Below are 26,019 nucleotides of genomic sequence, written 5' to 3'. Positions count from 1 at the left end.
TTTCGGCCCGAGTTCCCGCTACCCTCGAACCGGTGAAGGTGGACCAGCCACAGCGCATCGGCGACTACCTGCTCCTGGGCAGGCTCGGCCGTGGTGCCATGGGAACGGTCTACCTGGGACAAGGCAGCGACGGGCGGCAGGTCGCCGTCAAGGTCGCCCGCGCCGAGCTGGCCGACGACCCGCGCTTCCGCGAGCGGTTCCGCCGCGAGGTGCAGATGGCCCGCGCGGTCGGCAGCGCCGGCACGGCGGCGGTCGTGGACGCCGACACGCGCGCGCCGCGGCCGTGGATGGCCACGGAGTACGTGCCCGGCCCGACGCTGCAGGAGGCGATCGAACGCCACGGCCCGCTGCCCGAGCACCACCTGAGACGACTCGCCGAGGGACTGGCCGAGGCGCTCACCGCCATCCACCGCGCGGGCCTCGTCCACCGCGACCTCAAGCCGTCGAACGTCCTGCTGGGCGCGGACGGGCCGCGTGTCATCGACTTCGGCATCTCGCGCGCCATGGAGCACACGGCGCTGACGGAGACCGGCATGGTCTTCGGCACGCCGGGCTTCCTCTCGCCCGAGCAGATCACCGGCCAGGAGGTCGCGTCCCCGAGCGACGTCTTCGCGCTGGGCGCGGTGCTGGTCTACGCCGCGACGGGCAGGGGCCCGTTCGGCGAGGGCCCGACGGCGACGCTGCTCTACAAGGCCGCGCACGGCGAGCCGGACATCGACGGCGTGCCCAAGGCGCTGCGGCCGCTGGTGCAGAAGTGCATGCACCGCGACCCGGCCAAGCGCCCGGAGCCCGCCGAGGTCACCCGGATGCTCGCCCAGGTCGCCACGCCCAAGCCGCCGACCACGAAGATGCCCGCGCCGATGACGCCCGCGGCGGCGACGTTCTCGACGTCGCGGTTCGTGCCGATGGCGTGGGGCGGGCTGAACCTCGCCGTGGCCCTGCTCGCCGCCGCGATCGCCGACCCGGCCGCCCAGGCCAACGGCGCCACGCAGCTGCTCGCGCTGGCCGCGTTCTGCGTGCTCGTCGTGCGCGCGGCGCGGTACTTCAGCGCCGCCGCCCGCCGCAAGGTCGTCATCGAGATCAGCCGCGAGGGCATCGCGACGACGCGCAACGGCAAGTTCCACCAGTACTGGTGGTACGAGCTCGCCCGCGTGCGCGTGGTGCCGCACAAGAAAAGGCCGTGGGTCGTCGTCTGGCTGAAGGACCCGGCGCCACGCCGCTTCTTCGGCGCGCACCACGGCGGTGTGCGCGTGTTCCCGGTCGCCCACGAGCGGACCAGGAGGCGGCGCGAGCGCGACGTCGCCGAGCTGCGCGCCGCCCTGGCCTGGTACCTGCCCCGCTCCTACGACGGCCGCTGATCGGTCCACTCGGAGGTGACGGTGGTCGACTGGAGCACCGTGCCCGCCGGAAGCGCCCTGCCCGCGATGACCTGGCGTTCCTCGTACCCGGTCACCTCGCCCGTCCTCGGGTCGAGGGTGAACGACGCCTTGCTGCCGTCCGCGGTCACCAGGCCGTTGTCGTAGCGGACACCGGGAATCGCGGCGAGCTGGCGGTACAGCACCGCCTTGCGCTCGTTCGTGGTGAACGGCGAGAGCAACGCCGACGACCCGGAGCCGATCGTCTCCGCGGGGTTCTGGCTCAACGGGTTCAGCAGGCTCGTCTCGTGGCACGGCGTCGTCGGGCAGACCGTGCCCCACATGGGCGGCCCCGCGTAGACCTTGCTGAAGTCGTACTCGGCGGCCATCGCGATGCCGGGCACCGGGCGCGTGCGGCCGGTGGGCCTGCGGTGGGTCTGCACGTGCTGGCCCTTGGCGGTCGGCAGCCAGACCTCGACGACGAACTCCGACTGCAGTGCGGTGGTCGTGCCGTTGCCGGTGATCGAGAACGTCTCCCACGTCTCGTACTTGATGTGCTTGTACTTGCCGCGCGGCTGCGACCGTTCCAGCAACGTCGCGGCCTCGGCGAGGTTCGTGGCGGGCGCGGTCGGCATCTCGGCGACGTCCGGGGCGGACCGGTCCGGGCGCAGGAACACCACGAGCCCGGTGATCAGCACGACCGCCACGACCGCCGCCGCGACGCCCGCCCAGTTGCGCGCACGGGGCCGCGGCTTCTCGGTGAAGAGCTGCTCGCGCAGGCGGGCCAGGCGCACGTCGTCGCTGCCCCGCACCGGGTACAGCTCCGCGAGGTCGTCGTCCAGCAGGTCACGCATGGCGGAGCTCCAGTTCCTTCAGCTTGGTGCGCAGCCGGTGCAGGCGGGACCGGGCGGTGGCGGGGTTCATCGCGAGGGCCTGCGCGGCCTCCTGCACGGTCAGGCCGGCGAGCGACACGAGCAGCAGCAGGTCGCGGTCCGAGGTCTGCATCCTGCTCAGCTCGCCCGCGATCAGCCTCAGGTGCGAACGGGCGTCGATGCGGGTCACGACCGTGTGCTCCAGCGACTCGGCGACGCCGAGGTCGACGCCGTAGCGCTCGGCGGTGCGCAGCAGGCGGGTCTCGCGCTTGGCGTGGCCGCGCAACAGGTTCGTGGCGATGCCGTAGAGCCAGCCGACGACGCTGCCCTTCTGCGGGTCGTAGCTCTCCTTGCCGCGCATGGCGGCGAGGAAGGTCTCGCTGACGAGGTCGTCAGCCACGTCGACACCGACCCGCCGCGCCAGATATCGGTGCAGCGGGTGGGCGTGCTCGTCGAACAGCTCCGCGAACATCACGCCCCCAGTTGGCTTCTCGCGGTGTCGGTGTTGCAGTGACCTGAATCACAGTGGACGGGTTTCCGATGATGGTCCCATGACCACCTGGACCGTGACGGCCGCCGATGCCGCGCGTTCGCCGCTCAACCGCGAGTACAACGCCGAGATGATCAGCCGCTACTGGGGCCGGCCGGCGAACGACGCCGAGATCGACGCCTACGAACGCGACGAGCAGGACCACGACGTGCCGGTGTTCCTCGTGGCGTCCCGCGACGGCGACGACGTCGGGTGCCTGGGCATGCGGTTCCTGAGCGGCGACGTCGGTGAGCTGACGCGGATGTTCGTGCGCGAGCCGTTCCGCGGCAGGGGTGTCGCGTCGGCGTTGCTCGCGGCGATGGAGACCGAAGCCCTGCGACGCGGCATCACCGTGCTGCGCCTCGACACCCGCAAGGACCTGGTGGAAGCGCGCACCCTCTACGCGAAGCACGGTTTCGTCGAGATCGAGCGCTACAACGACGCCGAGTACGCCGATCACTGGTTCGAGAAGGCGCTGAAGAGGCTAACGCCCGTTCCGCCGGTCGCGATGTCCTGAGAAGGTCGGGATGACGCGCGCCAGGAGGCATTGAACATGCGGTTGCGTCCACTGGTGACGGCTGCTGCCGTCACCGCGGCACTGGTGGTGGTGACCCCGGCCGAGGCGGCCCCCGCCGGCCGGGTTCTGGGTTACGTCGCCAACAACGGCGGCGGGGTGTCGGTCATCGACACGGCCACCAACGCGGTGTCCGAGACGATCGCGGACAGCGGCGGCAACTCGCCGTACATGGCAGCGGTCGCTTTCGACGGCACCCGCGGCTACGTGACGAACTCCGTGCAGAACACGTTGACGGTCATCGACACGCCGACCAACACGGTCGACAAGGCCGTCCCCGTCGGGTCCCACCCGGCGGGCGTCGTGGTGGCGCCCGGTGGCGGCTTCGCCTACGTCACCAACTACCTCGACGGCACGGTCTCCGTGGTCGACACGGCCACCCTGGCGGTCACCGCGACCGTCGCGGTCGGGTCGAACGCGGACGGCGTCGTCGTCACGAAGGACGGTTCCGCCGTCTACGTCACGCACGACGTCCCCGGACCGGGCAAGGTCTCGGTCATCGACACCACGTCCAACTCCGTCGTCGCCACGATCCCGGTCGGCAACGCGGCGACCGCCATCGCCGCCTCGCCGGACGGCACGCGGATGTACGTGGTGAACAAGGGTTCGGACAGCGTCTCCGCCATCGACGTGGCCACGCGCACCGTCGTCGGCACCGCCGCCGTCGGCTTCACGCCGCACGGCATCGCGTTGACGCCGAACGGAACCCGCGCGTACGTGACGAACAGCGAGTTCGACACGGTCTCCGTCGTGGACCTCACGACGATGACCGAACTGCGGAAGGTCGTCGTCGGCGACCGCCCGATCAGCGTGGCCCTCACGCCGGACGGTGCGTCCGCCTACGTCACGAACTTCAACAGCAACACGGTGTCGATCATCGACACGGCCTCCGACACGGTCACCGGCACCGTCGCCGTCGGCCAGCGCCCGGTGGGCATCGCGATCAACTTCGTGCCGCCCGCCACGTCGAAGCTCGTGTCCGGCACCGCCGCGCTGCAGTTGCGGCTCCTCGGTTTCACGGTCCGCGGTCTCAACGCGACGCTGACCGAGAAGCACACCGGGGCGCCGATCGCCGGTCAGCAGGTCGTCTTCCGCACGGTGAAGGGCAACCCGCTCTGCACCGCGACGACCGGCTCGTCCGGCAAGGCCACCTGCGACGCCCAGGCGTCGCTGCTGATCGGCCTGTCGACGCTGCTGCAAGGCTTCACGGCGTCGTACGCGGGCAGCAACGAGCACGGCGCTGTCTCGTCGCACGGGTACATCAGGTCGCTCTGACGGTAGTGGGGCTGCTTGTCGTCAGGCGGCCATCGGCACGTCGGCACGGAGCGCGTCCACGTAGTCCGCACAGGACTGCTTGGACGCGACTCCGTGGACGACCTGCCAGCCTGCCGGCACCTGCAGCACCGCGGGCCAGATCGAGTACTGGCCCGCCGGGCTGACCAGCACCAGGAACATGGTGTGAGCCTGAGCGAACGGGGAAGTCATGACCTCAGGGTGACCTGCGCCACCTAGGGGCCTGCTATCCCCGCGCTGGAGCGTTCACCCCGGCGCTCGTTTCCCGATCTTGGTCCGGGTGTGATTACGTGGTGCGCGTGACTGTGGAACAGGTAGTGCTCCTGGCCGAGGACGGCTCCGCCATCGGCGTCGAGGACAAGGCAGTGGTGCACCACGCGGACACCCCGCTGCACCTGGCGTTTTCCAGCTACGTGTTCGACTCCGCCGGCAACACGCTGCTGACGCGCCGCGCGTTGCACAAGAAGACGTTCCCCGGTCTGTGGACGAACACCTGCTGCGGCCACCCGCTGCCCGAGGAGGACATGGCGCAGGCCGTGCTCCGCCGCCTGCGCGACGAGCTGGGCCTGCGGTGCTCCGCCCCCGAACTGCTGCTCCCGGCCTTCCGCTACCGCGCGGTCATGGACGGCGTCGTCGAGAACGAGATGTGCCCGGTGTTCCGCGTGCTCTGCGACGACGACGCGGTGCCGAACCCCGACGAGGTCGACTCGGTGGAGCGGGTGCCGTGGACCGAGTTCGCCGCCTCCGTGCTGGACGGCACGCGGGAGATCTCGCCGTGGTCCCGGCTGCAGGTAGCCGAGCTCGTCGAGCTCGGGCCCGATCCGCTGGCGTGGCCCGTGGCGGACCGCGCGGGGCTGCCCGCGGCCGTGCGGCTGGGGTGAGCCGGGTCAGAGCTCGCGGACGCGCGTCACGCGGAACCGGAAGCCGTCCTGCCGGGCCTCCTCGTGGTCGAACTCGACCCGGTCACCCGCCCGCAGCACGCGGAAGCCGTCCGCCTCGATCGCGCTGAAGTGCACCCACGCGTCGCAGCCGTCCGGCAGCTCCGGTGAGGCGACCGCTCCCCAGCCGTCCTCGGGCGAGAAGAACCTGACGGTGCCGAGTGCCATGACGGCATGGTCGCGGACGCACCCCCGCGGCGGCAACCGGGATGGCCGTGCGGCCATCCCGCTCACCACCCGGCGATCAGGGTCACGCCGAGAGTGATCATCACGGCGGCGATCAGGCCGTCGAGGACCCGCCACGCGCGGGGGCGCGCGAACAGCGGGCCGAGCAGCCGGGCGCCGAAACCGAGCGCGACGAACCACGTGATGCTCGCCGTCACCGCGCCGACGCCGAAGAGCCACCGGCCGGCCGCGATGGAGCCGAGCAGCAGCAGCGTGTCGAGGTAGACGTGCGGGTTGAGCCACGTCAGCGCCAGCGCCGTCAGCACGGGTCGTCCACTCGTCTGGGTTCCGGCGTCGAGCGCGGACGGCCGGAACGCCCGCCGTGCCGCCAGAAACCCGTACCCCAGCAGGAAGATCCCGCCGACGACGGCCGCGATCGTGATCGCCTGCGGGAACGCCCGCACGATCGCGCCGAACCCGGCGACGCCCACCGCGACCAGGACCGCGTCCGAGAGGGCGCACACGGCGACGACCCGCGCGACCGCGTGCCGGCGAAGTCCTTGGCGCAGCACGAAAGCGTTCTGCGCGCCGATCGCGACGATCAGGGTCATCATGGTGCCGAAGCCGAGGAACAGGTCTCTCACGCCGTCCACGGTATTGACGTGTTCTTGATGAGGCCAGCTACAGGTTCTTACGTATCATTAGCAGCCGTGATGGATCTCGACCTGGTGCGCACGCTGCTCGCGGTCGTCGACGCGGGCACGTTCGACGCGGCGGCGGCAGCGCTGCACATCACGCCTTCCGCTGTCTCGCAACGCATCAAGGCCCTGGAGCAGCGCACCGGCCGAGTCCTGCTCGTGCGGGCGCGCCCGGTGAGGCTGACCTCGTCCGGCGAGGTGCTGGTCCGCTACGGTCGGCAACTGCTGGCCCTCGACCAGGACCTCGGGGCGGCGCTCGGCGAGGACGCCGTGGTGCGCGTGCCGATCGCGGTCAACGCCGACTCGCTCGCCACGTGGTTCCTGCCCGCCCTGCAACGGGTTCCGCCCGGCCTGAGGATCTCGTTCGACCTCCACCGCGAGGACCAGGACCACACGACCGCGCTCCTGCGGCAGGGCGTGGTGATGGCCGCGGTGACGTCCTCGCGCGAACCCGTGGCGGGCTGCTCGGTGCGCAAGCTCGGCGACATCCGCTACGCGGCCATGGCTTCGAGGTCCTTCCTGGACGGACACCGCGACGGCCCGCTGAAGTCGTGGCTGCCCACCGCCCCGGTCGTGGTGTTCGACCGCAACGACGACCTGCAGGACCGCTTCGTGCGCACCCTAACCCGCGGCCGCGGCGCCTCCGAGCACCGCCACCACGTGCCGTCGTCCGAGGTGTACGTGCGGGCGATCGTGGCGGGCCTCGGCTGGGGGATGGTGCCGCCGCAGCAGCTGCAGGAGGGTCTGCTGGACCTGGCACCGGGACGCACGATCTCCGTGCCGCTGTACTGGCAGCAGTGGAAGCTCGACTCGCCGGCGCTGAACGCGGTGGCGGAGGCCGTGGCCGCCGAGGCGGCGGTCGCGCTCCGCTGAGCCGTGCCGCTCGGGCGACGACGTCGTGCACACTGGCGGTTCCCGTGCGAACCGGAGGACCGAGCCGTGCCCGACCGGCCTGAGATCGTCTGCATCTGCGGCTCCACCCGGTTCGTGGAGGAGATGCGTGCGGCGAACCGCGACCTGACCCTCGCGGGGGTCATCGTCGTCGCGCCGGGTGAGACAGGCGGGGTGGTCACCGACGCGCAGAGGGCCGCTCTCGACGCGCTCCACCTGCGCAAGATCGACCTGGCCGACCGGGTGCTGGTCGTCAACCCCGGCGGGTACGTCGGCGAGTCCACGAGCAGGGAGATCGCCCATGCCCGCTCCGCCGGCAAGCCGGTCTCGTTCACCGACCCCGTCGGACCGGATCGCCGCGTTCCAGCCGATGGCGATGTTCCCGGATGACTACGCTGACCGGATGACCGGCGAACCCATGAACCTCGACGGGAAGACCGCTGTCATCTACGGCGCGGGCACGATCGGCGGCGCGATCGCGCAGGCCTTCATCGAGGCGGGGGCCGAGGTCCACCTGGCCGCGCGCTCCGAACCCGCCCTCAAGGAGAAGGCCGAGCGGCTCGGGGCGGAGTACGCCGTGGTCGACGCCCTGGACGAACGGGCGGTGGACGAGCACGCGGCCATGTTCGAGCGGATCGACATCTCGGTCAACGTCATCTCCGACAACGACGTCCAGGGCACGCCGCTGCACGAGATGAGCGTCGACGACTACCTGAGTCCCGTGGTCACGAACATCCGCTCGAAGTTCCTCACCTCTCGCGCCGCCGCACGGCACATGGTCCGGCAGAAGAGCGGTGTCATCCTGTTCTTCGGCGGCGGCAACGACGGGTCGGTGCACCGGCGCTGGCACCTCGGAGGGCTGGTCACGGCGTTCGACGCGGTCGAGTCCCTGCGCCGGCAGCTCGCGGCGGAGCTGGGGCCGCACGGGGTCCGGGCGGTGACGTTGCAGACCGGTGGCATCCCCGAGTCGATCCCGGCGGAGCTCCGCGACCGGGTGGAACCGGACCTGGTCGGGCAGACGGTGCTCGGACGGGCGGCGACGCTGCGGGACGTGGGCAGGGTCGCGGTGTTCGCCGCCTCGGACTGGGGGCGCACGATCACGGGATCGCAGGTCAACATCACGTGCGGCAGCGTCCTCGCGTAGAGCTGCCGCCAGCCCGGCCGGAAGCTGTCGGGTTCCTGAATCCAGGAACCCCGCGCATCGGCCGGGGCGTTGTCCGAGGTGTGCTGATACCTCGTCTCGCCGCCACCGGCGGTTCGCTGGCCGTCGTCGTGACCGTGGCCATGGTCGGTCTGCTGGACCTGACCGTCGGACCGCTGCGGCGCACGATCAGCGAGTACGCGCTGGGTGACTACCGGCCGGTCTTCGACGTCGCGGTGGTGCTGCTGGCGGCCGGGTCGCTCGCGATCCTCTACGTGCTCGTGCACAAGGGCCTGACGAGGTGGCGGTCGACAGGGGCGATCGCGTTGAGCCTGTGGTCCGTGGGCCTGTTCCTGGTCGTCGTGTTCCCCAAGACGAACTGGGCGATGGGCACCAACGAGGTCAGCGGCAGCATCCACCGCTTCGGCAGCATGCTGGCGTTCGTCAGCCTGCCGATCGCGATCATCGCGCTGGCGAGGCCGTGGCTGAAGGACCACGTGTGGGGGCGACACGCCAGGTGGACGATGGCGTCCGGATTGTTGAGCATCGTCGCGTTCATGCCGCTGCTCTACGCCATTGCGCTAAGCGTGGTCTCGGACGTTCGGTGGTGGCGCGTGTTCCCGTTGGGCTACATCGAGAGGATCTTGCTCATCGCCGAGGTCGGCGCCGTGCTCGTCGTCGGGCTGTGGTCGATCGCGGCCAGTAGGGTTGCGCCATGGCGAGTTGGGGAGACCTCGCGGATTACGTCCGCGCCACGTACGACGTCATCCACGACGACGGTGAGGAGCTGAGGATCCTCTTCACCTTCGGGGACGTGGAGGAGGACGAGGACGACCGCACGCAGGTCGTGATCATCGTCCGAGAAGTGCTCGACAAGATGCACGAGTGGGTGCAGATCGCCTCCCCGTGCGGGCTGGCCTCGCGGGTGGACCTGCGCGCGGTGCTGGAGGAGGTGGGCAACTCCACGGTCGCCTGCGGTCTCGCGATCATGGGCGAGCACGTCGTTGTCCGGCACTCGCTGCCGCTGACCGACCTCGACATCCACGAGTTCACCGACCCGTTGCAGCTGCTCGCCGGAACCGCGGACTCGCTCGAGGAGCAGTTCTGGGGAGGTGACGGGTACTGATGTTCGACCTGACTCCTGCGGCCGACCGGCTGGCCGACGTGGTGCGCAACGTGACCGACGGCGACCTGAAGGCGCCGACCCCCTGTCCCGACTACACGGTCGGGGACCTGCTCGACCACGTGAACGGCCTGGCGGTCGCGTTCACGCTGGCGGCGAGGAAGACCCCGTTGCAGGGCACGGCTTCCGGTGACGCGGCACGGCTGCCGCTCGACTTCCGCGAGTCGATCCCGCGGCGGCTCGGCGAGCTGGCCAGGGCCTGGCAGGTGCCGGCGGCGTGGGAGGGCATGACCGCGGCGGGCGGTGTCGACCTGCCCGGTGAGGTCGCCGCCGCCGTGGCGCTGGACGAGGTGGTGCTGCACGGCTGGGACCTCGCGCGGGCCACCGGTCAGCCGTTCGAGGTCGAGGAAGACCTGCTCGAGGTGGTGCACGGCTTCGTGTCGTCCATCGGCCCGGACGACCGCGACAGCTCGCTCTTCGGGCCCGCGGTCGAGGTGGACTCGAATTCTCCTCTGCTGGACCGTGTCCTGGGCCTCAGTGGGCGCGACCCGAGGTGGAACCTAGGTTAGGCTCTCCTAACGTGAGAGCCATTACGGTGCAGGTTCGGGCAGGGCTGGGCGTGGGACGTCTGGCCGCCGCCATGGAGTCCCTGGTGGAACTGCATCCCGAACTGTGTCGTTCCGGCTTCGCGCACCACGAGGTCGCCGACCCCGCCGCCGCCACCCCCGCCGCCCTCGCGGAGGCGGAGGCGGGGCTCGACCTCCAGACCGGTGTGCTGATGCACGTCGTGTGGCTCGACGCCGGGCCCGTGCGGTCCGGCCGGATCGTGCTGGTGCTGCACGACATCGTGGCCGACCGGCTGCCGCGGGTGCTGCCGTGGCTCGTGCAGGCCTGGAAGCAGCCGGCGCTCGTCAGCTGACCCTGTGGTTCTTGCCAAATAGTGGACAGTTGGTGCGAACGCACCACAGGCGGATTCGCTTTGCCGCAACGTTGGTCCTCGTGGCAGGAGACGACGAGCGGTACCTGGCGGATCGGCTGGACCAGGTGCACAGGGCCATGCGCCAGGGTGATGTCGACGACGTGCTGCGGCAGGTCGGTCATGTGCGCGGCGAAAGCGACCCGCAGACCGCCGACACCCTGATGCGGCTCGCCCTCGACCGCGAGCTCAAGGAGTCGCGCAAGAAGATCCGGCTCTGGATGGCGGTCGCGATCGTCCTGGCGGTGGGCGCCGCGATCACCATCGCCGTGGTCCTGCCGAGGACGAGGCTCGGCACCGTCGTCGACACCGCGACCACGGTGACGCAGACGATGGTGTCGACGGTGCCGGTCCCCGTCGCGACACCGACGGCACCGGGCTCCTCGGTCGTTCCTCCCGTGCCGGCGCCGGACGGGTCGAACTTCACCGTGCTGCACGAGCTGACGGACATCACCATGGGCGGTCCGATCTGCGGCGAGGCCGACGAAGGCAGGCTCGACATCGACGATCTCGCACCCAACCACCGGACCGCGAGCATCTCGACCTGCACCAGGCAGTTCAAGCTCGACCCCGCGGGCGGCAGGTACATCGCCAAGGCTCCTCTGGCGCAGCCCACCGCCGGGGAGTGCGCGACGCAGTCCAAGCGCGGCTCTCAGACGTCATGGGACAACGACGAGGTGAAGGCAGGCGAGTTCGCGGTGTGCGTGACGTCGAAGAAGGGCAACGTCGCCTGGGTCAGAGTTGCCAGGGTGGACGTCCAAGGCCGGATGACTCTCCAGGTCGTCGTGTGGGCGCCGGGGCAGCGCTGACCTTCCGCGCCACGAACACGTGCTCGCGCCCCGGCCTGTCCGGGGCGTCGCGCACGTCCACGACCTCGAACCCGCACGCCACCAGGCTGTCCTCGACCTCGGCGCGCGACCGGAACCGCAGCGTCGAGTCCGAGGCGACCTCCGTGCCGTCCGGGAACCGGTAGGTGTGGCGGAACGAGACGAACGGCAGGTCCACGCCGAGCAGCTCACGCCGTTCCTCCACCCCGTCCACCACCCGGTGCGTGGTCTCCGCCCAGCCCTCCCAGGCCCGGGCCTCGAGCCGCCGCGTCTCGAACACCAGGTGCCCGCCCGGCCGCAGCGCGCCGTGCACGCCTCGCAGCGCCGCTTCCCAGTCGTCGCCCAGGAACACCTGCGCCACGTTCGCCGTCATCGTCGCGAGGTCGGCCCGCAACGGGGGCAGGCCGGTCGCGTCGCCGTGGAGCCACGTGACGCGGGAGTCCTTGGCGCGGGCGAGCTCCAGCGAGGCCAGTGCGGGTTCGACGCCGACGACCGAGAACCCGGCGTCGGCCAGCAGGACGCCGAAACAGCCCGTGCCGCACCCGACGTCGAGCACCGAACGGGCGCCGAGCTCGGCCGCGATCGCGAGGTACGGGTCCAGGTCGTCGCGCGGCCCGTCGAAGGCGTCGTAGAGGCGGGCCAGCCGCGGGTCGGCGAAAAGCGCGTCAGGCATGCCACATCCCGGGTCCGACGACGAAGGGCCTCAGCAACTCGATCACCTCTCGATCCGGTCGTCCGTGCAGCTCCTCTTCCGCGACCCGGCGCGCGATGCCCGCCAGGAAGTCGGCCACCTGCACGCGGGCGTCCTGCCGCGAGTCCGCCAGGGTCAGGCTCCTCAGCCGTGGCGCGGCCTGCTCGAGCTGCCGGATCCGGCCGCCGGTCAGCGACAGCTGCTGGTCGTGCACGATCGACACCGGCCCGCCCCACTGCGCCACGGCCCGCAGGATGGCCGGGAACAACGGGTCGAGCGCCCCGCGCGGGCCCTGGGCGCGCAGCAGGTCGTTGTAGAGCTCCAAGGGCCCGGTCACCGCGCCGAACTCCGCGCGCACCCGCGAGGCCAGGAACCGGCGCTTGTCCACGAGCTGCACGCGGGCCCGCCCGGCCAGCGGGCCGCCGGGGCCGAGGAACCACAGCAGCACCCAGCGGTTCTTCCGCCGCAGCAGGTGGTTCGCCTTGTACTCCCGCGCGGGCGACTTGATCATCTCGCGCAACGACTCCACGCACGCCGAAGCGTCCTCGTGCGAGAACCGCACGGAGGCGTGCGCGAAGACCGCCGTGACCCCGCCGACGAGCTTCTCGCCCTCGGACCCCGACTCGTCGCAGGCGATCTCCATCAGGACATCCGGAACACGGGTCCGCGCGGGCGGAACGGCAGGTGGGCGCCGGCGGGGATCAGGAACGCGTGCTCGCGCCGGATCCGCAGCACGTCGCACCCGCCGTCGGTGATGACGAGGACCGGGCCGGCGGCGGGGAAGTCGTCGGCGCGCTCCAGCAGGTCGATGCCGGGCTGCAGCACCGTGCCACCGCGCCCGCGCACCGCCACCCGGCCCGCGATGTCCTCGACGGGCACGTATCCGGCGTCATAAGCCATCGCGTCACAGAAAACCACGCGTGCGGCGGGCACGTCACGTGCCGCGGCGTAGGACGCGATCGCGCCGAGAGCCTTGCCCAGCAACGTGGGGTCCATCGAACCGGACGTGTCGAGCACGACGCCGAACGTCGGCCGCGCCTCCAGCGACTCCGGCCGCGTCCAGCCGGGACGGGGGATGTCCGGGGTGGACGCTTGCCGCCGTGACGCGCGGGCGTAGGTGCGCCGCTTCTCCGCGGTGGGAACGAACTCCTCGAACCACCGGGCCAGCTGCGCGTCCCACGACAGCGGCGGGTGCTCCAGGGCCCGGACCTCCTCGACCAGCCCGGCGGGCAGCGGTCCGCGCGCCGACGTGTGGTAGCTCAGCCCGGTGAGCAGCGCGCGCCGGTAGAACTCGTCGAGGCCGGTGACGTCGGCCGGTCCGCGCAGGGGTTCGCCGAGCAGGTCGCCCCGGTGGTTCCCGCGCAGCGTCAGCAGCTTCCGGTACCGCCGCAGGTCTGCCGCGATCCGGTCGTACACCGACTCCGCCGACAGGCCGCGCAGGCCGGGGTCGTGCAGCACGCCGGACGGCGCCGCGCCGACACCCATCTCGACCAGCCAGCCGTTGACGACGAAGTCCGCGGCGATGTTCCACAGGTACGGGTCCCGCCCGCCGACGCGGTCGCAGTGGCGCAGCGCGGCGTGCAGCATCTCGTGCGCGAGCACGAACCGCCACTCCTGCTTGCTCAGGTGCGCCAACGGGTTCACGTAGATCTCGGCCGACGCCGCGGACACCGCCGCGATCGAGATGTCCCAGCCCCGTGCCAGCTCCGCGTCCGCGACGACCTCCATCGCCGACGCCAGCGCGCCCAGCAGGGGGTAGTTCGACACGAACCAGCCCAGCGCGAGCTCCCACTCGGACTTCACCGGCCGCGAGTCGGACAGCGACGACCGCGCGCCGCCCGCCACGTCGATCGCGGCCACGGCGGCGTTCGACAACCCGGCGGCGAAGCGCCGCGCCCACTTCTCCGGGTCCGTCGACGCCCCACCGCGCACGCACCGGCCGGGGTCCCAGGAGAACGGACGCGTGCCCACCTTCACCGCGAGCTGGAAGCCGAGCACCTCGTCGCAGTCGAACGTCCCGAAACCCAGGTGCAGCAGGCAGTGCGCGAACACCCAGGCCCACTCGTCCTCGCCCGCCTTCTTCGCCGGGTGGGCGAGCAGCAGGCCGTCCAGCGAGATGTCCGCCCACGGGTGGTCGGACTGCCGGCGCACGTACGTGCCGAGGGCGGCGAACAGCGGATGCGCGCTGATCCGCTTCTCCGCCGCCGCGAACGCCAGCGCGGCGGGGTCGACGTGGGCCTTGCCGCGCTTGCTCATGCGCGTGCCGCGACCAGGCGCGGCAGGTCGCGCGTGACCTCGACGAGGAACCAGGCGGGCAGCACGGGGTTGCCGTCGTCGTCCGCCGCGATCACCATCTGCGCGATCTCCAGCGACAGCTCGGCCAGCTCCAGCAGCAACGCCTTGCCCCGGTGGGCGAGCTGCTTGCCCGCCGCCGGCGCGTGCGCCCTGTCGTGCGGCAGTTCCTTCACCAGCCGGGCGCGGAACGCCTCGCCGAGGAAGTAGAGCAGGTCGCGGTCCTGGGGCGCGGACGGCCAGCGGACGTCCCCGCGCAAGATCGCCTCCAGCCCGTACGCGTGCCGCACGGTCTTCACGTACGCCTTGAACATCGACGCGTGGTTCGCGGTGACCGTGCCGAACGCCAGCACGCCGAGCAGGTCGTCGGAGATGTCCTCGCCGAACGAGTGCAGCGCGTCGGAGAGCATGTGCCAGCCGCGCGGCGTCGAGAAGGTCTCCTCGACCTTCGGCGCCGCGCTCCAGAGGTGGTCGGGGCGCTGGGTGAGGTACTCGAGCACCCACGGGTGGATGTGGTTCTCACGCGCCCACGCCAGCCAGTCGCGCGCCGACGCGGTGAGGTGCACGTGCACCATGCGGTTGACCAGTGCGGACGCCATCGGGCGCGCCAGGGCGTTGTCGACGGCCCGGTTGCCTGCACCGATGACGATCGAGCCCTTCGGCAGCTCGTAGGAGCCGATGCGGCGGTCCAGGATCAGCGAGTAGAACGCCTTCTGCACCTCCGGGCTGCTCGCGTTGAGCTCGTCGAGGAACAGGCAGTACGGGTCGTGGCGGGCGATCGACTCGGGAGGCGCGAACCGCGATCGGCCACCGACCAGCTCCGGAACCCCGATGAGGTCCTCCGGCGCGAGCTGCGTGCCCAGCAGCGTCACGCACTCGAGGCCCAGCTCGGCCGCGAACTTCCGGACGAGCGAGGACTTGCCGATGCCCGGTGCTCCCCAGAGGAAGACCGGTCGGACTACGGCTACGTGCAGCAGCACCTCCGGGAGCTGTGCTGGTGTCACGGTGACTGTGGATCGCATCAGGTGGTCGAGGATGCCTCAACGGGGTCGTCCCGGTCGCCCGAATTTGTTGACAGGAGCGGTGACGGCCCGAACGACCTCACCATGTCCCCGAAGTACGTCGACCTGATGGCCCGCAAGAAGATCTCGTGGGCCAACTGGAACTTCTCCGACGACTTCCGGTCCGGCGCGGTGTTCAAGTCCGGCACGTGCTCGGGCAGCAGCTTCAGCGGAACCGGTGTGCTGGAGCCGGCCGGTGGCTGGGTGCGCGACCGCGTCCGCACCCCGGATGACTTCCCGACCTCCTGACCTCCTGAACGGACGGGGTGGCCGCCGCGGCGGCCACCCCGTCCCCTCACGTCAGGGGCCAGGTGTGCACGGGTTCGTTGGCGTGCATGAGGTCCACGTAGGTCTTCAGCATCGTGCGCAGTGCGTCCGGCCGGTCCAGGTGCGAGTGGTCGTAGTGCCGGTGGAACTCCCGGGCCTGCCAGGTGGCGCCGTTCACGCCGCTGAGGCAGCGCTGCTCGATGACGCCCAGCAGGCGGTCGCGCTCCGCCGAGTCGACGCCCCACCGGATCAGGCCCTCGTGGGCGAGGGGGAGCAGCCGCCGCAGCACCAGCTCGACCACCGGCACCGTGCCGACGCCGGGCCAGTACATCTGCGCGTCCAACCCGTTGCGCGAGGCGGCGTTGAAGTTCTCCTCGGCCGCCTGGAAGCTCATCTGCGACCACAGCGGACGCTCGTCCTCGGCCAGTGCCCGCACCAGCCCGAAGTACAGGGCGGCGTTCGCGAGGGTGTCCACGACGGTCGGTCCCGCGGGCAGCACCCGGTTCTCGACGCGCAGGTGCGGGCGGTCGCGCACGACGTCGTAGACCGGCCGGTTCCAGCGGTAGATGGTCCCGTTGTGCAGCTTCAGCTCGCTCAACGAGGGCGTGTCGCCCTTGTCCAGCACCGCGAGGGGGTCTTCCTCGTCGGTGATGGGCAGCAGCGCGGGGAAGTAGCGGACGTTCTCCTCGAACAGGTCGAAGATCGAGTTGATCCACCGCTCGCCGAACCACACCCGCGGCCGCACGCCCTGCGCCTTGAGCTCGTCCCCGCGCGTGTCCGTGGCCTGCTGGAAGAGCGCGATCCGCGTCTCCCGCCACAGCTCCTTGCCGAGGAAGAACGGCGAGTTCGCGCCCACCGCCACCTGCACGCCCGCGATCGCCTGGGCGGCGTTCCAGTAGGCGGGGAACTGCTCGGGGCTGACCTGCAGGTGCAGCTGCGTGCTCGTGCAGGCGGCCTCGGGGACGATCGAGCTCGACGTGAGGTGCAGGCGCTCGACGCCGTCGATGGCGATCTGGAGGTCCTCGCCCCGCGCGGCCAGGACCTGCTCGTTGAGCAACGCGTAGCGGGGGTTGCCCGACAGCAGGTCGGGCGAGATGTCCTTCGAGCGCAGCGTCGGCAGGATGCCGTTGATCACCATGCGCGCGCCGACCTCGCGCGCCTTCTGCTCGGCGTCGTTGAGGCTGCGGCGCACGGTCTCCTCGAACGCCGTGATGCCCCCGCCCGCGAGCCGGCGCGGAGCCACGTTGATCTCGATGTTCCACTGGCCGAGCTCGGTCACGAAGTCCGGGTCGTCGATGACGTTGAGGGCCTCGTGGTTCTTCATCGCGGGGTCGCCGTGCTCGTCGATGAGGTTGATCTCGATCTCCAGGCCGGTCATCGGCCTCTCGAAGTCGAACCTGGCCTCACGCAGCATCCTGGCGAACACGTCGAGGCACCGCCGCACCTTGGTGCGGTAGCGCGTGCGGTCCTCGCGCGTGAACTCGTGCTTCGCGACGTCCTCGCCCATGGTGGCCTCCCGGCGGTCGGTCGAGGGTTCACCTCACCACTCTGCACCATGGTTGATCAATCCGACACTCGTGTGCGGTGATCCGGAACATTCCGGTCAGGCCGGCACGGTGGTCCGGAGGGGGTTCCGGCACCGTTGCGCGTGGCCGGCGCGACCAAGGGCGATGCGCAGGTCACCGCCCGCGAGCCGTGCCGGTGAGCACGGCGCCGGCCTGGCGCTGACCGCCCTCGCCGGAGCTACGAGCCGGAAGGCACCGCGATCGCCGTGACCAGGACGTCGCCCTGCACGAGCCAGCGGCCGTCGAACCCCGCGACGGGGGTGTCGGCCAGCAGGACGCGCGAGTGGAACGTGCCGTCCGGGCGCAGCGTGATGTCGGCGTCCTCGAAGCCGAGCCACCGGTTCGTGATCGGGAACCACGCCTTGTAGGTGCTCTCCTTGGCGCTGAACAGCAGGCGGTCCCAGCAGATCTTCGGGTCCTGCGCCCTCAGCCCCGGCATGCGCTCCAGCTCGGCCGGGACCGCGATCGCGCCCAGCACGCCGTCCGGCGCGGGAGCGTGCGGCTCGGCGTCGATGCCGATGGCTCGGAAGTCGGTGCTCCTCGCGAGCGCCGCGGCCCGGTAGCCGGTGCAGTGCGTGAGGCTGCCGACGACGCCCGCCGGCCACAGCGGCTCGCGCTTCGGGCCCGGCAGGATCGCGGCGGGCCCGAAGCCGAGTTCGCGCAGGGCTTCGCGGGCGCAGGCGCGGGCGGTGCCGAACTCGTGCCGGCGCTTGGGCACGGCGTTGGCGATCAGCAGCGCCTCCTCGGGGAAGAGCTCGACCGGCTGCTCGTCGTCGTAGCGTTCCACCGCCGCGATGGGCGGGGGCAGGAGCTGTTCCAGCACGGTCACGACTCCCGGAGCACGTCGTGCAGCTTCACGTGCGTGATGCCGCGCGGTTTCCACTCGCGCGGGTAGCCGAGCGAGACCTCGTCGAAGCGCACGCCGTCGTAGTGCGTCGTGCGGGGGATGTGCAGGTGGCCGTAGACCATCTCGACGGCGTTGAACCGCCGGTGCCAGTCCGCGGTCAGCGTCGTGCCGCACCAGAGCGCGAACTCGGGGTAGCGCAGCACGAACGTGGGGTCGCGCACCAGCGGGTAGTGGTTGATCAGCACGGTCGGGCCGTCGATCCGCGCGAGCCTCTCCGCGGTCTCCTCCACCCGCGCCTCGCACCACGCCTCGCGGGACGGGTACGGGTCGGGGTGCAGGAAGTACTCGTCCGTGCACACCACTCCCGCCTCGTGCGCGATGGCGAGGGCGGACTTCACGTCCGTGGCACCCTGTGGCCTGAACGAGTAGTCGTAACCGAGGAACAGTGGACAGACAGTGACCGGCCCGCCCTCGCCGGGGAACGTGACGTACGGGTCTTCCGGCGTGATCACGTCGAGGCTGCGGCAGAGTTCCACGAGCTGCTTGTAGCGCATCTCGCCGCGGGACTGGTTGGCGTCGTCCTTGGTGGTCCAGAGCTCGTGGTTGCCCGGCGACCAGATCACCCGCCCGAACCGCGGGCGCAGCGTGCGGAGCGTCCACTCGATGGAGTCGAACTTCTCGGCCACGTCCCCGGCGATGATCAGCCAGTCGCCTTCCGCGGACGGCGCGATCGCCTCCACGACGTCGCGGTTCTCCTGGTAGGAGACGTGCAGATCGCTGGTCGCCAAGAGCTTCACACCTCGAACGGTAACCGTGGCGTCAACGAACCGATCACCGCGGCCGGACGAGTCGGCTCGAATCACCCGTAAGTGGAATGCGTGACACGACCGGTTATCCGTTCGTCGCAGACAGTGCGCCACTCGTCTCAACAGGGAGAGCCGCGCATCGGCACCGCACGTCCGCTCATCGCCTATCCCGGCCTACCTACTTACCTGTTTCGTAAACGTCTTCTTACTGTGAGTGCAGTCACCTGACGGAAAAGTCCTGGCGGAGGACCACACCATGACCGACTCGCAGCAGTTCGCACGCACACCGGACCCGCGCCTCGCGCGCCAGGTCCCGCCCCGCCAGGTGCCAGGACGCCCCGTCCAGCCCCACCAGGCCCAGGTCCCGGTCCGCTACGGCCAGCCGGTCGACCCGCGCCTCGCCGGCACCCCGTCGTTCCGCCGCACCGTCGGCGCCGAGATCGCCCGCCACGCCCAGCAGGCCTACGCCGTCCCGCCGCGCCGCACCACGGCCGAGGACACCGCCCTGGCCACCCTGCTCCGCTCCCGCCAGCGCGCCGAGTCCGCCCGCCAGGACACGCGGCCCGCCGACGTCGCGCCGCGCACGGAGAGCTGGATGCGCTCCTCCGCGTGGCCCGAGTCGGGCGTCGAGCCCGGCCGCGGTGACGTCATCGAACAGCTCTCGGCCCGCCTCGTGCCGGCGAACCTCTGGGCGGTCGTCGAGCCGCTCATCCCGCCGGCCAAGGTGCGCCGGCAGGGCGGCGGGCGCGGGCGCGTGTCCAACCGGGCCGTGTTCACCGCGATCGTGTTCGTGTTGTCGTCGGGATGTGCGTGGCGGCATCTGCCGGCTTCGTTCGGGGTGACCGTGCCCACGGTGCACCGGCGGTTCCAGGAGTGGACCGACCTGGGGTTGTGGGTTCGGCTGCGGCGGGCCGCGGCCGAGGGCGCGTGCTCCGGGGACGAGCTGGCTTGGATCCGTGCGGTGCTGGACGCCGCTGACCGGCGGGCGGCGAAGGCCGCCAGCTGAGGGGTTGGCTTCGCCGGGGTCGCTCTGCGGAAGGGCGGCCCCGGCGAGTTGTTCCGGTGGGCGGGCCGGCTTTGCGCCGACCGGTGGCTGTTCCGGCGGAGGGGTCACCTTCGCAGTGACGTCACCTCGATACCGCTCGTCAGACGGGTCTGGTTCTCGGCTTCCCGTGCGTCACCTCGGCCCGGTCGTCGACCTCATCGCCACGACAACCGGCCGCCTCCTCGGCTTCCCGTGACTGTCAGACCCCGTGACTAGGTTGGGTCGCGGGGGAGCCGGAACACGAGGGGACCCCTGCGCGAGTCTGCCCTGGCGTCACATCCCGTTGATCCCGGCTTGGTACTTCGGCACCCGGACGGTGATCTTCGTGCCCAGCCCCAGGGCTGTCTCCACCACCAGGCCGTACTCGTCGCCGTACACCCGCCGCAGCCGCTCGTCGATGTTGCCCAGGCCGATGCCCGCGGACTCGTCCACCTGGCCGGCCAGGGTGCGGCGGAGCTTCTCGGGGTCCATGCCGATGCCGTCGTCCTCGATCGTGATGTGGGCTTCGGCGCCGGCGTCGTCCGCGTAGATCTGGATGTGGCCCGGTTCCACCTTGCCCTCCATGCCGTGGCGCACGGCGTTCTCCACGAGGGGTTGCAGGCAGAGGAACGGCACGGTGACCGGGAGGACCTCGGGGGCGACCTGGAGGGTGACCCTCAGGCGTTCGCCGAAGCGGGCTCGTTCGAGGGCCAGGTACTGGTCGATGGAGCGGAGCTCCTCGGCCAGGGTGGTGAAGTCGCCGTGGCGGCGGAACGAGTAGCGGGTGAAGTCCGCGAAGTCGAGGAGGAGGGTGCGGGCGCGTTCCGGGTTGGTGCGGACGTACGAGGCGATGGCGGACAGCGAGTTGTAGATGAAGTGCGGCGAGATCTGGGCTCGCAGGGCTCGCACCTCGGCTTCGACCAGGCGGGTCCGGGAGCGGTCCAGCTCGGCGAGTTCCAGTTGGCCCGCCGCCCAGCGGGCCACCTGGTTCGTGGCGCGGACGAGGCCCGCCGATGCTTCGCGGGAGTAGGCGGCGAGGGTACCCACCACGCGGCCTTCCACGGTCAGAGGGGCCACCACGGCGCAGTTGATCGGGCAGTTCGGCTCGGAGCAGCCTATGTCGAACGCCTGGGTGCGGCCGGTCAGGAAGACGTCCTCCGCCTGCGCCATGGCCTCGTGGGCGTGGTGGTCGGAGACGCCTTCCCACGCCACGACCTCCGTCTCGTCGGTGAGGGCGAGGGCGGGGGTGTCGAGCAGCGTGCGCAGGTGCCGCGCGGACTTCTTCGCCGCGTCGGGGACGAGGCCCGCTCGGAGTGGTGGGGCGGCGGACCAGGCCGTGTGCAGGGTTTCGTAGGTGACGCGTTGTGCTTCGGTCGAGAGCGACTGCCTGTTGCGGGTGCCCCGCCACAGGACGAGCACCGCCGAGCCGCCCACGACCAGGATCGCGGCGGCGGTGAGGAAGTCCGCCATTTCACGCCACCTTCTAGCTTCGCTCTTCGCCCGAGTGGGGGCCGGAGCTGTCGAGCCCGAGGTTCTCGGGCGCGTGGAGCTTGACCATCGTGCGCTGCACCCCGGACGGCACGTGGCGCTGGGTGAGCAGCGAGACGACGTACATGACCGCGAAGCCGAGCGGCGCGGTCCAGGCCGCCGGACGGGAGAGCAGGATCTCGTACCAGGCGTCGCCGGTGCCGGTGAACATCGTGACGAGGCCCGCGGTCAGGGCGGGCAGGCCACCGGCGAGCATGCCGGCGATCGCGCCGACGGTCGTGATGCGCGACGACCAGATCCCCAGCATCAGCAACGGGCACAGGGAGGACGCCGCCACCGCGAACGCCAGGCCGACCATGTCCGCCACGGGCATCCCGGTCGACACGAACGTCATCGCGAGCGGCACGAGGCCCGCCAGCACCGTCGACACGCGGAAACCGCGCACGCCGCCCAGGCGCAGCACGTCCTGGGAGAGCACGCCCGCCAGCGACACGACCAGGCCCGACGACGTCGAGAGGAACGCCGCGAAGGCGCCACCCGCCACCAGGGCACCGAGCAGCTCGCCGCCTACGCCGTCGATCATGCGTGTCGGCAGCACGAGCACCACGGCGTCGGTCTGGCCCGTCATCAGCAGTTCGGGCGTGTAGATGCGGCCGAGCGCGCCGTAGATCGGCGGCATCAGGTAGAAGACGGACAGCAGGCCGAGCACGATCAACGTCGTGCGGCGGGCGGCCGTGCCGTTCGGGTTCGTGTAGAAGCGCACGATCACGTGCGGCAGGCCCATCGTGCCGAGGAACGTCGCGATGATGAGCGAATAGGCCCCGTACAACGGGAAGTCCGCGCCGCTCGACATCGGCAGCGACCACATTTCGTTGGTGTTGTGCGCCATTGTGGTCAGGTGCGGGACGGCGGCGTCCTTGGGGAACACGAACTCCGAGCCCTGCCCGATGCGGTGGTAGCCCTCGGCGAGCAGCACCGTGGCGTTCTCGACGCGTGCTCCGTCGACCTCGCCCGTGCCCTTCACGGCGATCGACCGCTCGGCGTGGACCACCGTCGGGCGCTGGAACGAGACCTCGGTGTCCTGCCGGAACGTCGGGAACTCCGGCTTGGTCAGCGACTGGGCGCCGTGCACCTGCCAGACGACCACCAGGAACACGATCGGCACGGTGATCGCGGTGAGCTTGAACCAGTACTGGAACGCCTGCACGAACGTGATCGACCGCATCCCGCCGGACATCACGTTCGCCGTCACGACGACCGTCACGATCAGCGCGCCCACCCAGTCCGGTGCGCCCGTGACGGTGTTCATGGTCAGACCGGCGCCTTCGAGCTGCGGCAGCAGGTAGAGCCAGCCGATCGCGAGCGCCAGCACCGACGCGACCGCGCGCACGCCCCGCGAGCGGAACCGGGCCTCGGCGAAGTCCGGCAGCGTGTAGGCGCCCGAACGCCGCAACGGCGCCGCGACCATCGTCAGCAGCACCAGGTACCCGGCGGTGTAGCCGACCGGGAACCACAGCATGTCCGGGCCGTACGCGAAGATCAGCCCGGCGATGCCGACGAACGACGCCGCCGAGAGGTACTCGCCGCCGATCGCGGAGGCGTTCCACCACGGTGACACCGTGCGCGACGCGACGTAGAAGTCCGACGTGGTGCGGGAAACGCGCAGGCCGTAGGTGCCGACCAGGATCGCGCCCAGTACGACGACCACCACCGCCACGATGGCGTAGCCACTCGTCATGGACGTTCGACCAGCTCCGCGAACTCGCGCTCACTGCGCTCGGCCTGCCGCACGTAGAACCAGCCGGCCAGCAGCAGCATCGGGAACGTCGCCACGCACAGCAGGAACCACGGCAGCCCGAGGCCGAGGACCCGGAACTTCCCCAGCTCCGGCTCGATCGCGAACAGCAGCGGCAACAGCCCGAGCGCGCCGCACGCCACCAGGCACACCGACAGGCCGAGGCGTCGTTGCGCCCGGATCAGCGTGCGCATGTAGACGGCGCCGAGCTCGCTCTGCTCCTTGATCTCGCGCGTGCCCGAGTACGGGCGGCGCGCGCGGGGCGCCCGCGTGCGCGGACTCGTCACCACCACGCGCTGGGTCGGCTTCGGCACCGGCCGCCGGGGTGGTGGCGCGGTCACGACCCCAGCCCGTTCCTGGGCTGCTGGGCCGCGCCGGTGGAGGCGGTCTGGCCCGCGACGGGGGCCGGGCGGGCGCGGCGGACCAGCAGCTGGCGCAGGTGCCGGGCGTGCCGGCGGCTGACCGGCAGCACCGCGCCGCCGATCGTGACGCTGAGGTGGCCCTCCTCGAGGCGCAGCTCGTCGATGTGGCCGAGCGACACCAGGTGGCTGCGGTGGATGCGGACGAACCCGGCGCTGCGCCAGCGCTCCTCCAGGCCGTTCAACGCCGCGCGCACCAGGCCGCTGCCGGTCGCGGTGTGCAGGCGGGCGTAGTCGCCGTGCGCCTCCACGTACCGGATGTCGGCGAGGCGGATGAACCGGGTGACGCCGCCGAGCTCGACGGGGATGACCTCGTCGCCCATCTCCGGCGGCGTGGAGTTCGCGGGCTGCGCCGGCGCCGGCGCGGTGGCCTCGCCGGACGTCTTCGCGGCGTTCTTCGCGTCCCACACCTCGTGCACGATGCGGTGCACGGACTCGGCGAGCCGTTCGGGACGCACGGGCTTGAGCAGGTAGTCGAGGGCCTTGAGCTCGAACGCCTCGACGGCGGGCTGCTGGTGCGCCGTCACGAACACGACGGGCGGCGGCTGCGCGAACCGGGACAGCACGCGGGCGAGGTCGAGACCGTCGAGCCCCGGCATGCGGATGTCGAGGAACACCGCGTCCAACGGCTGACCGGCGTCCATCGCGCGGTGCAGCACGCGGAGCGCCTTCGTGGCGTCGGTGACCGCCTCGACGTGGGCGATGCGCGGATCGGAGCGCAACAGGTACACGAGGTCTTCCAGGGCCGGTGCCTCGTCGTCGACGGCGAGCACCCGCAACGAGCGTTCGAGGCCGCCACGTCGATCAGGCCCCTCGCAGATGGGGCAGGGCAGACCTGAGGTCATTCGATCGAGTCCAAACTGTGTACGGCCGATCCTCCCGTGCGGCGATCAGACCGTGCTGCGGTCGTCACGCGCCCGGAGAGCCGAGGGCGTCGGATACGCGATCATGCACTGTCACGGAGGGTGACCCGGCTTGGGGGGCTGGTAGCACCGTGTGTGCACTACGTGACCCCTTTCGACCGTGTGAACCCGATCGGCCGCATCATCCGCCAGGTGGACGACGCGCCGGAACCCTCCGATCGGGTGTCAGGACTGCCGGACCGCCCGCGGCTGGGCCGCCAGCGCGTCACCGAGCGTGATCTCCAGCTCGATGAACGACTCCTCGGCACGGCGGGCGGCGACGCTCACGGAGGCGGCGGCGGCCGGGCCGATCAGTCTGCGGGTGGGCGCGCGCAGCGCCCCGATGGCCTCGGACCACTGGTTCGACAGCTTGGCGAGGCCGCTCAGCGTGTCGACGAGCTCGTCGGTGGTGTCCGGCGGCGATGCGATGATCTCCGCCAGCCGGTCGCGCAGGGCGTCCAGTGCCGGGTCCACTTCGTCCTCCAGTCGGCTGCGCCCGGAATTCCCCAGGCAATTCCCCAGTGCGCCTCACCATATCCCGGCCACCGCGTCCCCGTGCAATGGTGTTGCCCCCAACGGCTCCACGCGGTCAATCGATTGCCATTCCGCCTCGGCGATTGCGTCTCAAATGGGGTGCGCTTTTGCGCCGGACCGGAAAAAGCGGCTTTTCAGGTGACTTCCGGTGGGCGGGCGGGTATGACTGGGGGTCGGCCGATCTGGGGGGATGCGGTGAAGTATTTCGTGGTTCAGGACGGCGGCCGGCTTCCGTGCGCTCTCGGCGGGTGGACGGCGACCGGGAACAGCAGCTGGTCGGCACGGGCGAGTGGGTCGCCTCCGCACTTCTCGCCGCGCCCGAACCGGCGTGGACGGTCACGGAGGTCGGGAGCCACGCGTTCTACGACCACGTGTACGAGGCCATGCGTGAGGCGAGGGCCGGACTGCCGTGCGTGGCGGTGATCTCGACGACCTTCCGCGTCGACGAGTTCCTCAACGTGACGGCGGTGATGCGCCGGCGGGACGGGGTGGAGGAGTGGCTCGGCCACCGTCCGGGTCGACGGGGACCGCGAGGAGGCGTTCACCCGCGACCTGGTGTGGGCCCCGTCGGACCTGCCGGCGCGGGTGGCGCGGCGGCCGGGGGTGCGGGTCGAGGAAGTCCTGCCCGGCTTCGAGGTGAACGACGCCTTCACGATGGCCAGGAGGATCCGCCACGAGAGGCAGCGGACCGCCTGGCCGCAGGACGGGCACCGGTACTACGCGTTCTTCCGCGACCGCGCCGCGGCGCTCGACCTCGCCAACCTGGACCACCTGCACCGCACCGGGCGTCTGGGGGACGACGAGTACCACGGAGATGGCGAGTGGCGCTCCACGCGCTGGGCGCTGGAGGACTACGACCGGGGCACGCGCGACGGTGAGTACCTGCCCGTCAGCCCCGACGAGGCCCGGTGGCTGACGGGACTCCTCGACGACCGCTGAACACCGC

General features: G+C 71.1%; 31 protein-coding genes and 1 pseudogene. 15 read left to right on the top strand and 17 right to left on the bottom strand.

Features of this window, described 5'->3' with window-relative positions:
- Positions 1-32: 32 nt before the first annotated feature.
- On the top strand, positions 33-1,358 hold the full coding sequence (locus V1227_RS15230) for a serine/threonine-protein kinase (RefSeq protein ID WP_329793205.1): 1,326 nt from the start codon (positions 33-35) through the stop codon (positions 1,356-1,358).
- Here V1227_RS15230 and V1227_RS15225 read toward each other — a convergent pair.
- Together V1227_RS15225 and V1227_RS15220 are read right to left on the bottom strand one after the other, a co-directional pair.
- Positions 1,343-2,209: a hypothetical protein gene (locus tag V1227_RS15225; RefSeq protein WP_329793204.1), complete on the bottom strand. Its 867-nt coding sequence runs from the start codon at positions 2,207-2,209 to the stop codon at positions 1,343-1,345. The genes V1227_RS15230 and V1227_RS15225 overlap by 16 nt on opposite strands.
- Entirely contained in the window at positions 2,202-2,699 is a 498-nt protein-coding gene (locus V1227_RS15220) for an RNA polymerase sigma factor (RefSeq protein WP_329794037.1), read from the bottom strand. Before V1227_RS15220 ends, V1227_RS15225 begins: the two co-directional genes overlap by 8 nt.
- A gap of 79 nt (positions 2,700-2,778) precedes the next feature.
- Here V1227_RS15220 and V1227_RS15215 point away from each other — a divergent pair, with 79 nt between their 5' ends.
- Both V1227_RS15215 and V1227_RS15210 read left to right on the top strand, forming a co-directional pair.
- A complete protein-coding gene (locus tag V1227_RS15215) occupies positions 2,779-3,273 on the top strand; it encodes a GNAT family N-acetyltransferase (RefSeq protein WP_329793202.1) in 495 nt (164 codons plus the stop codon).
- 36 nt (positions 3,274-3,309) lie between these two features.
- Complete coding sequence (locus tag V1227_RS15210; protein ID WP_329793201.1) at positions 3,310-4,605, top strand: YVTN family beta-propeller repeat protein; 1,296 nt, start codon at positions 3,310-3,312, stop codon at positions 4,603-4,605.
- A 21-nt stretch (positions 4,606-4,626) separates the two neighbouring features.
- Here V1227_RS15210 and V1227_RS15205 read toward each other — a convergent pair whose 3' ends face one another.
- Entirely contained in the window at positions 4,627-4,815 is a 189-nt protein-coding gene (locus V1227_RS15205) for an MbtH family protein (RefSeq protein WP_090097943.1), read from the bottom strand.
- A gap of 113 nt (positions 4,816-4,928) precedes the next feature.
- Here V1227_RS15205 and idi point away from each other — a divergent pair, with 113 nt between their 5' ends.
- Positions 4,929-5,504 carry an isopentenyl-diphosphate Delta-isomerase gene (gene idi, locus V1227_RS15200; protein ID WP_236220118.1) on the top strand — a complete coding sequence of 192 codons (576 nt, stop codon included), beginning with the start codon at positions 4,929-4,931 and terminating at the stop codon, positions 5,502-5,504.
- Between the two features lie 6 nt (positions 5,505-5,510).
- Here the strand turns inward: idi and V1227_RS15195 are convergent, their stop codons facing one another.
- Positions 5,511-5,729 carry a cold-shock protein gene (locus tag V1227_RS15195; protein ID WP_329793200.1) on the bottom strand — a complete coding sequence of 73 codons (219 nt, stop codon included), beginning with the start codon at positions 5,727-5,729 and terminating at the stop codon, positions 5,511-5,513.
- Between the two features lie 62 nt (positions 5,730-5,791).
- Positions 5,792-6,340 (bottom strand): LysE/ArgO family amino acid transporter, encoded by a 549-nt coding sequence (locus tag V1227_RS15190; protein ID WP_329794036.1) that lies wholly within the window; start codon positions 6,338-6,340, stop codon positions 5,792-5,794.
- Positions 6,341-6,439: 99 nt separating this feature from the next.
- Between V1227_RS15190 and V1227_RS15185 the strand changes: the two genes are divergently transcribed.
- From V1227_RS15185 to V1227_RS15150, 8 genes are all read left to right on the top strand, one after another.
- Positions 6,440-7,297, top strand: a complete 858-nt coding sequence (locus tag V1227_RS15185) for a LysR family transcriptional regulator ArgP (protein WP_329794035.1) — start codon at positions 6,440-6,442, stop codon at positions 7,295-7,297.
- Between the two features lie 66 nt (positions 7,298-7,363).
- Complete coding sequence (locus tag V1227_RS15180) at positions 7,364-7,705, top strand: hypothetical protein (RefSeq protein ID WP_329793199.1); 342 nt, start codon at positions 7,364-7,366, stop codon at positions 7,703-7,705.
- 13 nt (positions 7,706-7,718) lie between these two features.
- Positions 7,719-8,459: an SDR family NAD(P)-dependent oxidoreductase gene (locus V1227_RS15175; protein WP_442916495.1), complete on the top strand. Its 741-nt coding sequence runs from the start codon at positions 7,719-7,721 to the stop codon at positions 8,457-8,459.
- Positions 8,460-8,539: 80 nt separating this feature from the next.
- Positions 8,540-9,247, top strand: a complete 708-nt coding sequence (locus V1227_RS15170; RefSeq protein ID WP_329793198.1) for a DUF998 domain-containing protein — start codon at positions 8,540-8,542, stop codon at positions 9,245-9,247.
- Complete coding sequence (locus tag V1227_RS15165; protein ID WP_329793197.1) at positions 9,172-9,582, top strand: hypothetical protein; 411 nt, start codon at positions 9,172-9,174, stop codon at positions 9,580-9,582. Before V1227_RS15170 ends, V1227_RS15165 begins: the two co-directional genes overlap by 76 nt.
- A complete protein-coding gene (locus tag V1227_RS15160) occupies positions 9,582-10,148 on the top strand; it encodes a TIGR03086 family metal-binding protein (protein WP_329793196.1) in 567 nt (188 codons plus the stop codon). The genes V1227_RS15165 and V1227_RS15160 overlap by 1 nt, the downstream gene beginning before the upstream one ends.
- 11 nt (positions 10,149-10,159) lie before the next feature.
- Positions 10,160-10,498: a hypothetical protein gene (locus V1227_RS15155; protein WP_329793195.1), complete on the top strand. Its 339-nt coding sequence runs from the start codon at positions 10,160-10,162 to the stop codon at positions 10,496-10,498.
- Between the two features lie 80 nt (positions 10,499-10,578).
- Positions 10,579-11,364: a hypothetical protein gene (locus V1227_RS15150; RefSeq protein ID WP_329793194.1), complete on the top strand. Its 786-nt coding sequence runs from the start codon at positions 10,579-10,581 to the stop codon at positions 11,362-11,364.
- Here V1227_RS15150 and V1227_RS15145 read toward each other — a convergent pair.
- The 4 genes from V1227_RS15145 to V1227_RS15130 are packed head-to-tail and all read right to left on the bottom strand — an operon-like array spanning position 11,291 to position 15,387.
- Positions 11,291-12,055, bottom strand: a complete 765-nt coding sequence (locus tag V1227_RS15145) for a class I SAM-dependent DNA methyltransferase (protein WP_329793193.1) — start codon at positions 12,053-12,055, stop codon at positions 11,291-11,293. The genes V1227_RS15150 and V1227_RS15145 overlap by 74 nt on opposite strands.
- Positions 12,048-12,716: an NAD-dependent protein deacetylase of SIR2 family gene (locus V1227_RS15140; protein ID WP_329793192.1), complete on the bottom strand. Its 669-nt coding sequence runs from the start codon at positions 12,714-12,716 to the stop codon at positions 12,048-12,050. The genes V1227_RS15145 and V1227_RS15140 overlap by 8 nt, the downstream gene beginning before the upstream one ends.
- A complete protein-coding gene (locus V1227_RS15135; RefSeq protein ID WP_329793191.1) occupies positions 12,716-14,329 on the bottom strand; it encodes a vWA domain-containing protein in 1,614 nt (537 codons plus the stop codon). Before V1227_RS15135 ends, V1227_RS15140 begins: the two co-directional genes overlap by 1 nt.
- Positions 14,326-15,387, bottom strand: coding sequence for an ATP-binding protein (locus V1227_RS15130; protein WP_329793190.1), 1,062 nt, complete (start codon positions 15,385-15,387; stop codon positions 14,326-14,328). The genes V1227_RS15135 and V1227_RS15130 overlap by 4 nt, the downstream gene beginning before the upstream one ends.
- Positions 15,388-15,471: 84 nt before the next feature.
- Here V1227_RS15130 and V1227_RS15125 point away from each other — a divergent pair, with 84 nt between their 5' ends.
- A complete protein-coding gene (locus V1227_RS15125; RefSeq protein WP_329793189.1) occupies positions 15,472-15,675 on the top strand; it encodes a hypothetical protein in 204 nt (67 codons plus the stop codon).
- A gap of 46 nt (positions 15,676-15,721) precedes the next feature.
- Here V1227_RS15125 and V1227_RS15120 read toward each other — a convergent pair whose 3' ends face one another.
- From V1227_RS15120 to V1227_RS15110, 3 genes are all read right to left on the bottom strand, one after another.
- Positions 15,722-17,200, bottom strand: coding sequence for a glutamate--cysteine ligase (locus tag V1227_RS15120; protein WP_329793188.1), 1,479 nt, complete (start codon positions 17,198-17,200; stop codon positions 15,722-15,724).
- Between the two features lie 236 nt (positions 17,201-17,436).
- Complete coding sequence (locus tag V1227_RS15115) at positions 17,437-18,087, bottom strand: 4'-phosphopantetheinyl transferase family protein (protein ID WP_329793187.1); 651 nt, start codon at positions 18,085-18,087, stop codon at positions 17,437-17,439.
- On the bottom strand, positions 18,084-18,902 hold the full coding sequence (locus V1227_RS15110; RefSeq protein WP_236219903.1) for a metallophosphoesterase family protein: 819 nt from the start codon (positions 18,900-18,902) through the stop codon (positions 18,084-18,086). The genes V1227_RS15115 and V1227_RS15110 overlap by 4 nt, the downstream gene beginning before the upstream one ends.
- Positions 18,903-19,560: 658 nt before the next feature.
- Here V1227_RS15110 and V1227_RS15105 point away from each other — a divergent pair.
- Positions 19,561-19,914, top strand: a pseudogene (locus tag V1227_RS15105) (transposase); the annotation flags it as partial.
- A 315-nt stretch (positions 19,915-20,229) separates the two neighbouring features.
- Here V1227_RS15105 and V1227_RS15100 read toward each other — a convergent pair.
- The 5 genes from V1227_RS15100 to V1227_RS15080 all read right to left on the bottom strand — a co-directional run bounded on the left by V1227_RS15100 (position 20,230) and on the right by V1227_RS15080 (position 25,013).
- Positions 20,230-21,405, bottom strand: a complete 1,176-nt coding sequence (locus V1227_RS15100; protein WP_329793186.1) for a sensor histidine kinase — start codon at positions 21,403-21,405, stop codon at positions 20,230-20,232.
- A 13-nt stretch (positions 21,406-21,418) separates the two neighbouring features.
- Positions 21,419-23,161: a sodium/solute symporter gene (locus tag V1227_RS15095; RefSeq protein ID WP_329793185.1), complete on the bottom strand. Its 1,743-nt coding sequence runs from the start codon at positions 23,159-23,161 to the stop codon at positions 21,419-21,421.
- Positions 23,158-23,559 (bottom strand): hypothetical protein, encoded by a 402-nt coding sequence (locus V1227_RS15090; RefSeq protein WP_329793184.1) that lies wholly within the window; start codon positions 23,557-23,559, stop codon positions 23,158-23,160. The genes V1227_RS15095 and V1227_RS15090 overlap by 4 nt, the downstream gene beginning before the upstream one ends.
- A complete protein-coding gene (locus V1227_RS15085; protein WP_329793183.1) occupies positions 23,556-24,482 on the bottom strand; it encodes a LytR/AlgR family response regulator transcription factor in 927 nt (308 codons plus the stop codon). Before V1227_RS15085 ends, V1227_RS15090 begins: the two co-directional genes overlap by 4 nt.
- A 243-nt stretch (positions 24,483-24,725) precedes the next feature.
- A complete protein-coding gene (locus V1227_RS15080; protein ID WP_090097958.1) occupies positions 24,726-25,013 on the bottom strand; it encodes a hypothetical protein in 288 nt (95 codons plus the stop codon).
- 615 nt (positions 25,014-25,628) lie between these two features.
- On the opposite strand from V1227_RS15080, the gene V1227_RS15075 reads away from it, so the two are divergent.
- On the top strand, positions 25,629-26,012 hold the full coding sequence (locus V1227_RS15075) for a hypothetical protein (protein WP_329793182.1): 384 nt from the start codon (positions 25,629-25,631) through the stop codon (positions 26,010-26,012).
- Positions 26,013-26,019: the final 7 nt, after the last annotated feature.

The organism is Lentzea sp. DG1S-22, from assembly GCF_036321065.1.
Taxonomy (GTDB): Bacteria; Actinomycetota; Actinomycetes; order Mycobacteriales; family Pseudonocardiaceae; genus Lentzea; species Lentzea jiangxiensis.
The sequence above is the reverse complement of the archived record's forward strand: the minus strand, read 5'-3'. Positions and strand labels throughout refer to the sequence as shown.

Coding starts and splice junctions, on each gene's coding strand:
- V1227_RS15225 (WP_329793204.1), bottom strand. CDS start 2,209: ATGCGTGACCTGCTGGACGACGACCTCGCGGAGCTGTACCCGGTGCGG.
- V1227_RS15220 (WP_329794037.1), bottom strand. CDS start 2,699: ATGTTCGCGGAGCTGTTCGACGAGCACGCCCACCCGCTGCACCGATAT.
- V1227_RS15215 (WP_329793202.1), top strand. CDS start 2,779: ATGACCACCTGGACCGTGACGGCCGCCGATGCCGCGCGTTCGCCGCTC.
- V1227_RS15210 (WP_329793201.1), top strand. CDS start 3,310: ATGCGGTTGCGTCCACTGGTGACGGCTGCTGCCGTCACCGCGGCACTG.
- V1227_RS15205 (WP_090097943.1), bottom strand. CDS start 4,815: ATGACTTCCCCGTTCGCTCAGGCTCACACCATGTTCCTGGTGCTGGTC.
- V1227_RS15195 (WP_329793200.1), bottom strand. CDS start 5,729: ATGGCACTCGGCACCGTCAGGTTCTTCTCGCCCGAGGACGGCTGGGGA.
- V1227_RS15190 (WP_329794036.1), bottom strand. CDS start 6,340: ATGATGACCCTGATCGTCGCGATCGGCGCGCAGAACGCTTTCGTGCTG.
- V1227_RS15185 (WP_329794035.1), top strand. CDS start 6,440: ATGGATCTCGACCTGGTGCGCACGCTGCTCGCGGTCGTCGACGCGGGC.
- V1227_RS15175 (WP_442916495.1), top strand. CDS start 7,719: ATGACCGGCGAACCCATGAACCTCGACGGGAAGACCGCTGTCATCTAC.
- V1227_RS15165 (WP_329793197.1), top strand. CDS start 9,172: ATGGCGAGTTGGGGAGACCTCGCGGATTACGTCCGCGCCACGTACGAC.
- V1227_RS15160 (WP_329793196.1), top strand. CDS start 9,582: ATGTTCGACCTGACTCCTGCGGCCGACCGGCTGGCCGACGTGGTGCGC.
- V1227_RS15145 (WP_329793193.1), bottom strand. CDS start 12,055: ATGCCTGACGCGCTTTTCGCCGACCCGCGGCTGGCCCGCCTCTACGAC.
- V1227_RS15140 (WP_329793192.1), bottom strand. CDS start 12,716: ATGGAGATCGCCTGCGACGAGTCGGGGTCCGAGGGCGAGAAGCTCGTC.
- V1227_RS15135 (WP_329793191.1), bottom strand. CDS start 14,329: ATGAGCAAGCGCGGCAAGGCCCACGTCGACCCCGCCGCGCTGGCGTTC.
- V1227_RS15130 (WP_329793190.1), bottom strand. CDS start 15,387: ATGCGATCCACAGTCACCGTGACACCAGCACAGCTCCCGGAGGTGCTG.
- V1227_RS15125 (WP_329793189.1), top strand. CDS start 15,472: ATGTCCCCGAAGTACGTCGACCTGATGGCCCGCAAGAAGATCTCGTGG.
- V1227_RS15120 (WP_329793188.1), bottom strand. CDS start 17,200: ATGGGCGAGGACGTCGCGAAGCACGAGTTCACGCGCGAGGACCGCACG.
- V1227_RS15100 (WP_329793186.1), bottom strand. CDS start 21,405: ATGGCGGACTTCCTCACCGCCGCCGCGATCCTGGTCGTGGGCGGCTCG.
- V1227_RS15095 (WP_329793185.1), bottom strand. CDS start 23,161: ATGACGAGTGGCTACGCCATCGTGGCGGTGGTGGTCGTCGTACTGGGC.
- V1227_RS15085 (WP_329793183.1), bottom strand. CDS start 24,482: ATGACCTCAGGTCTGCCCTGCCCCATCTGCGAGGGGCCTGATCGACGT.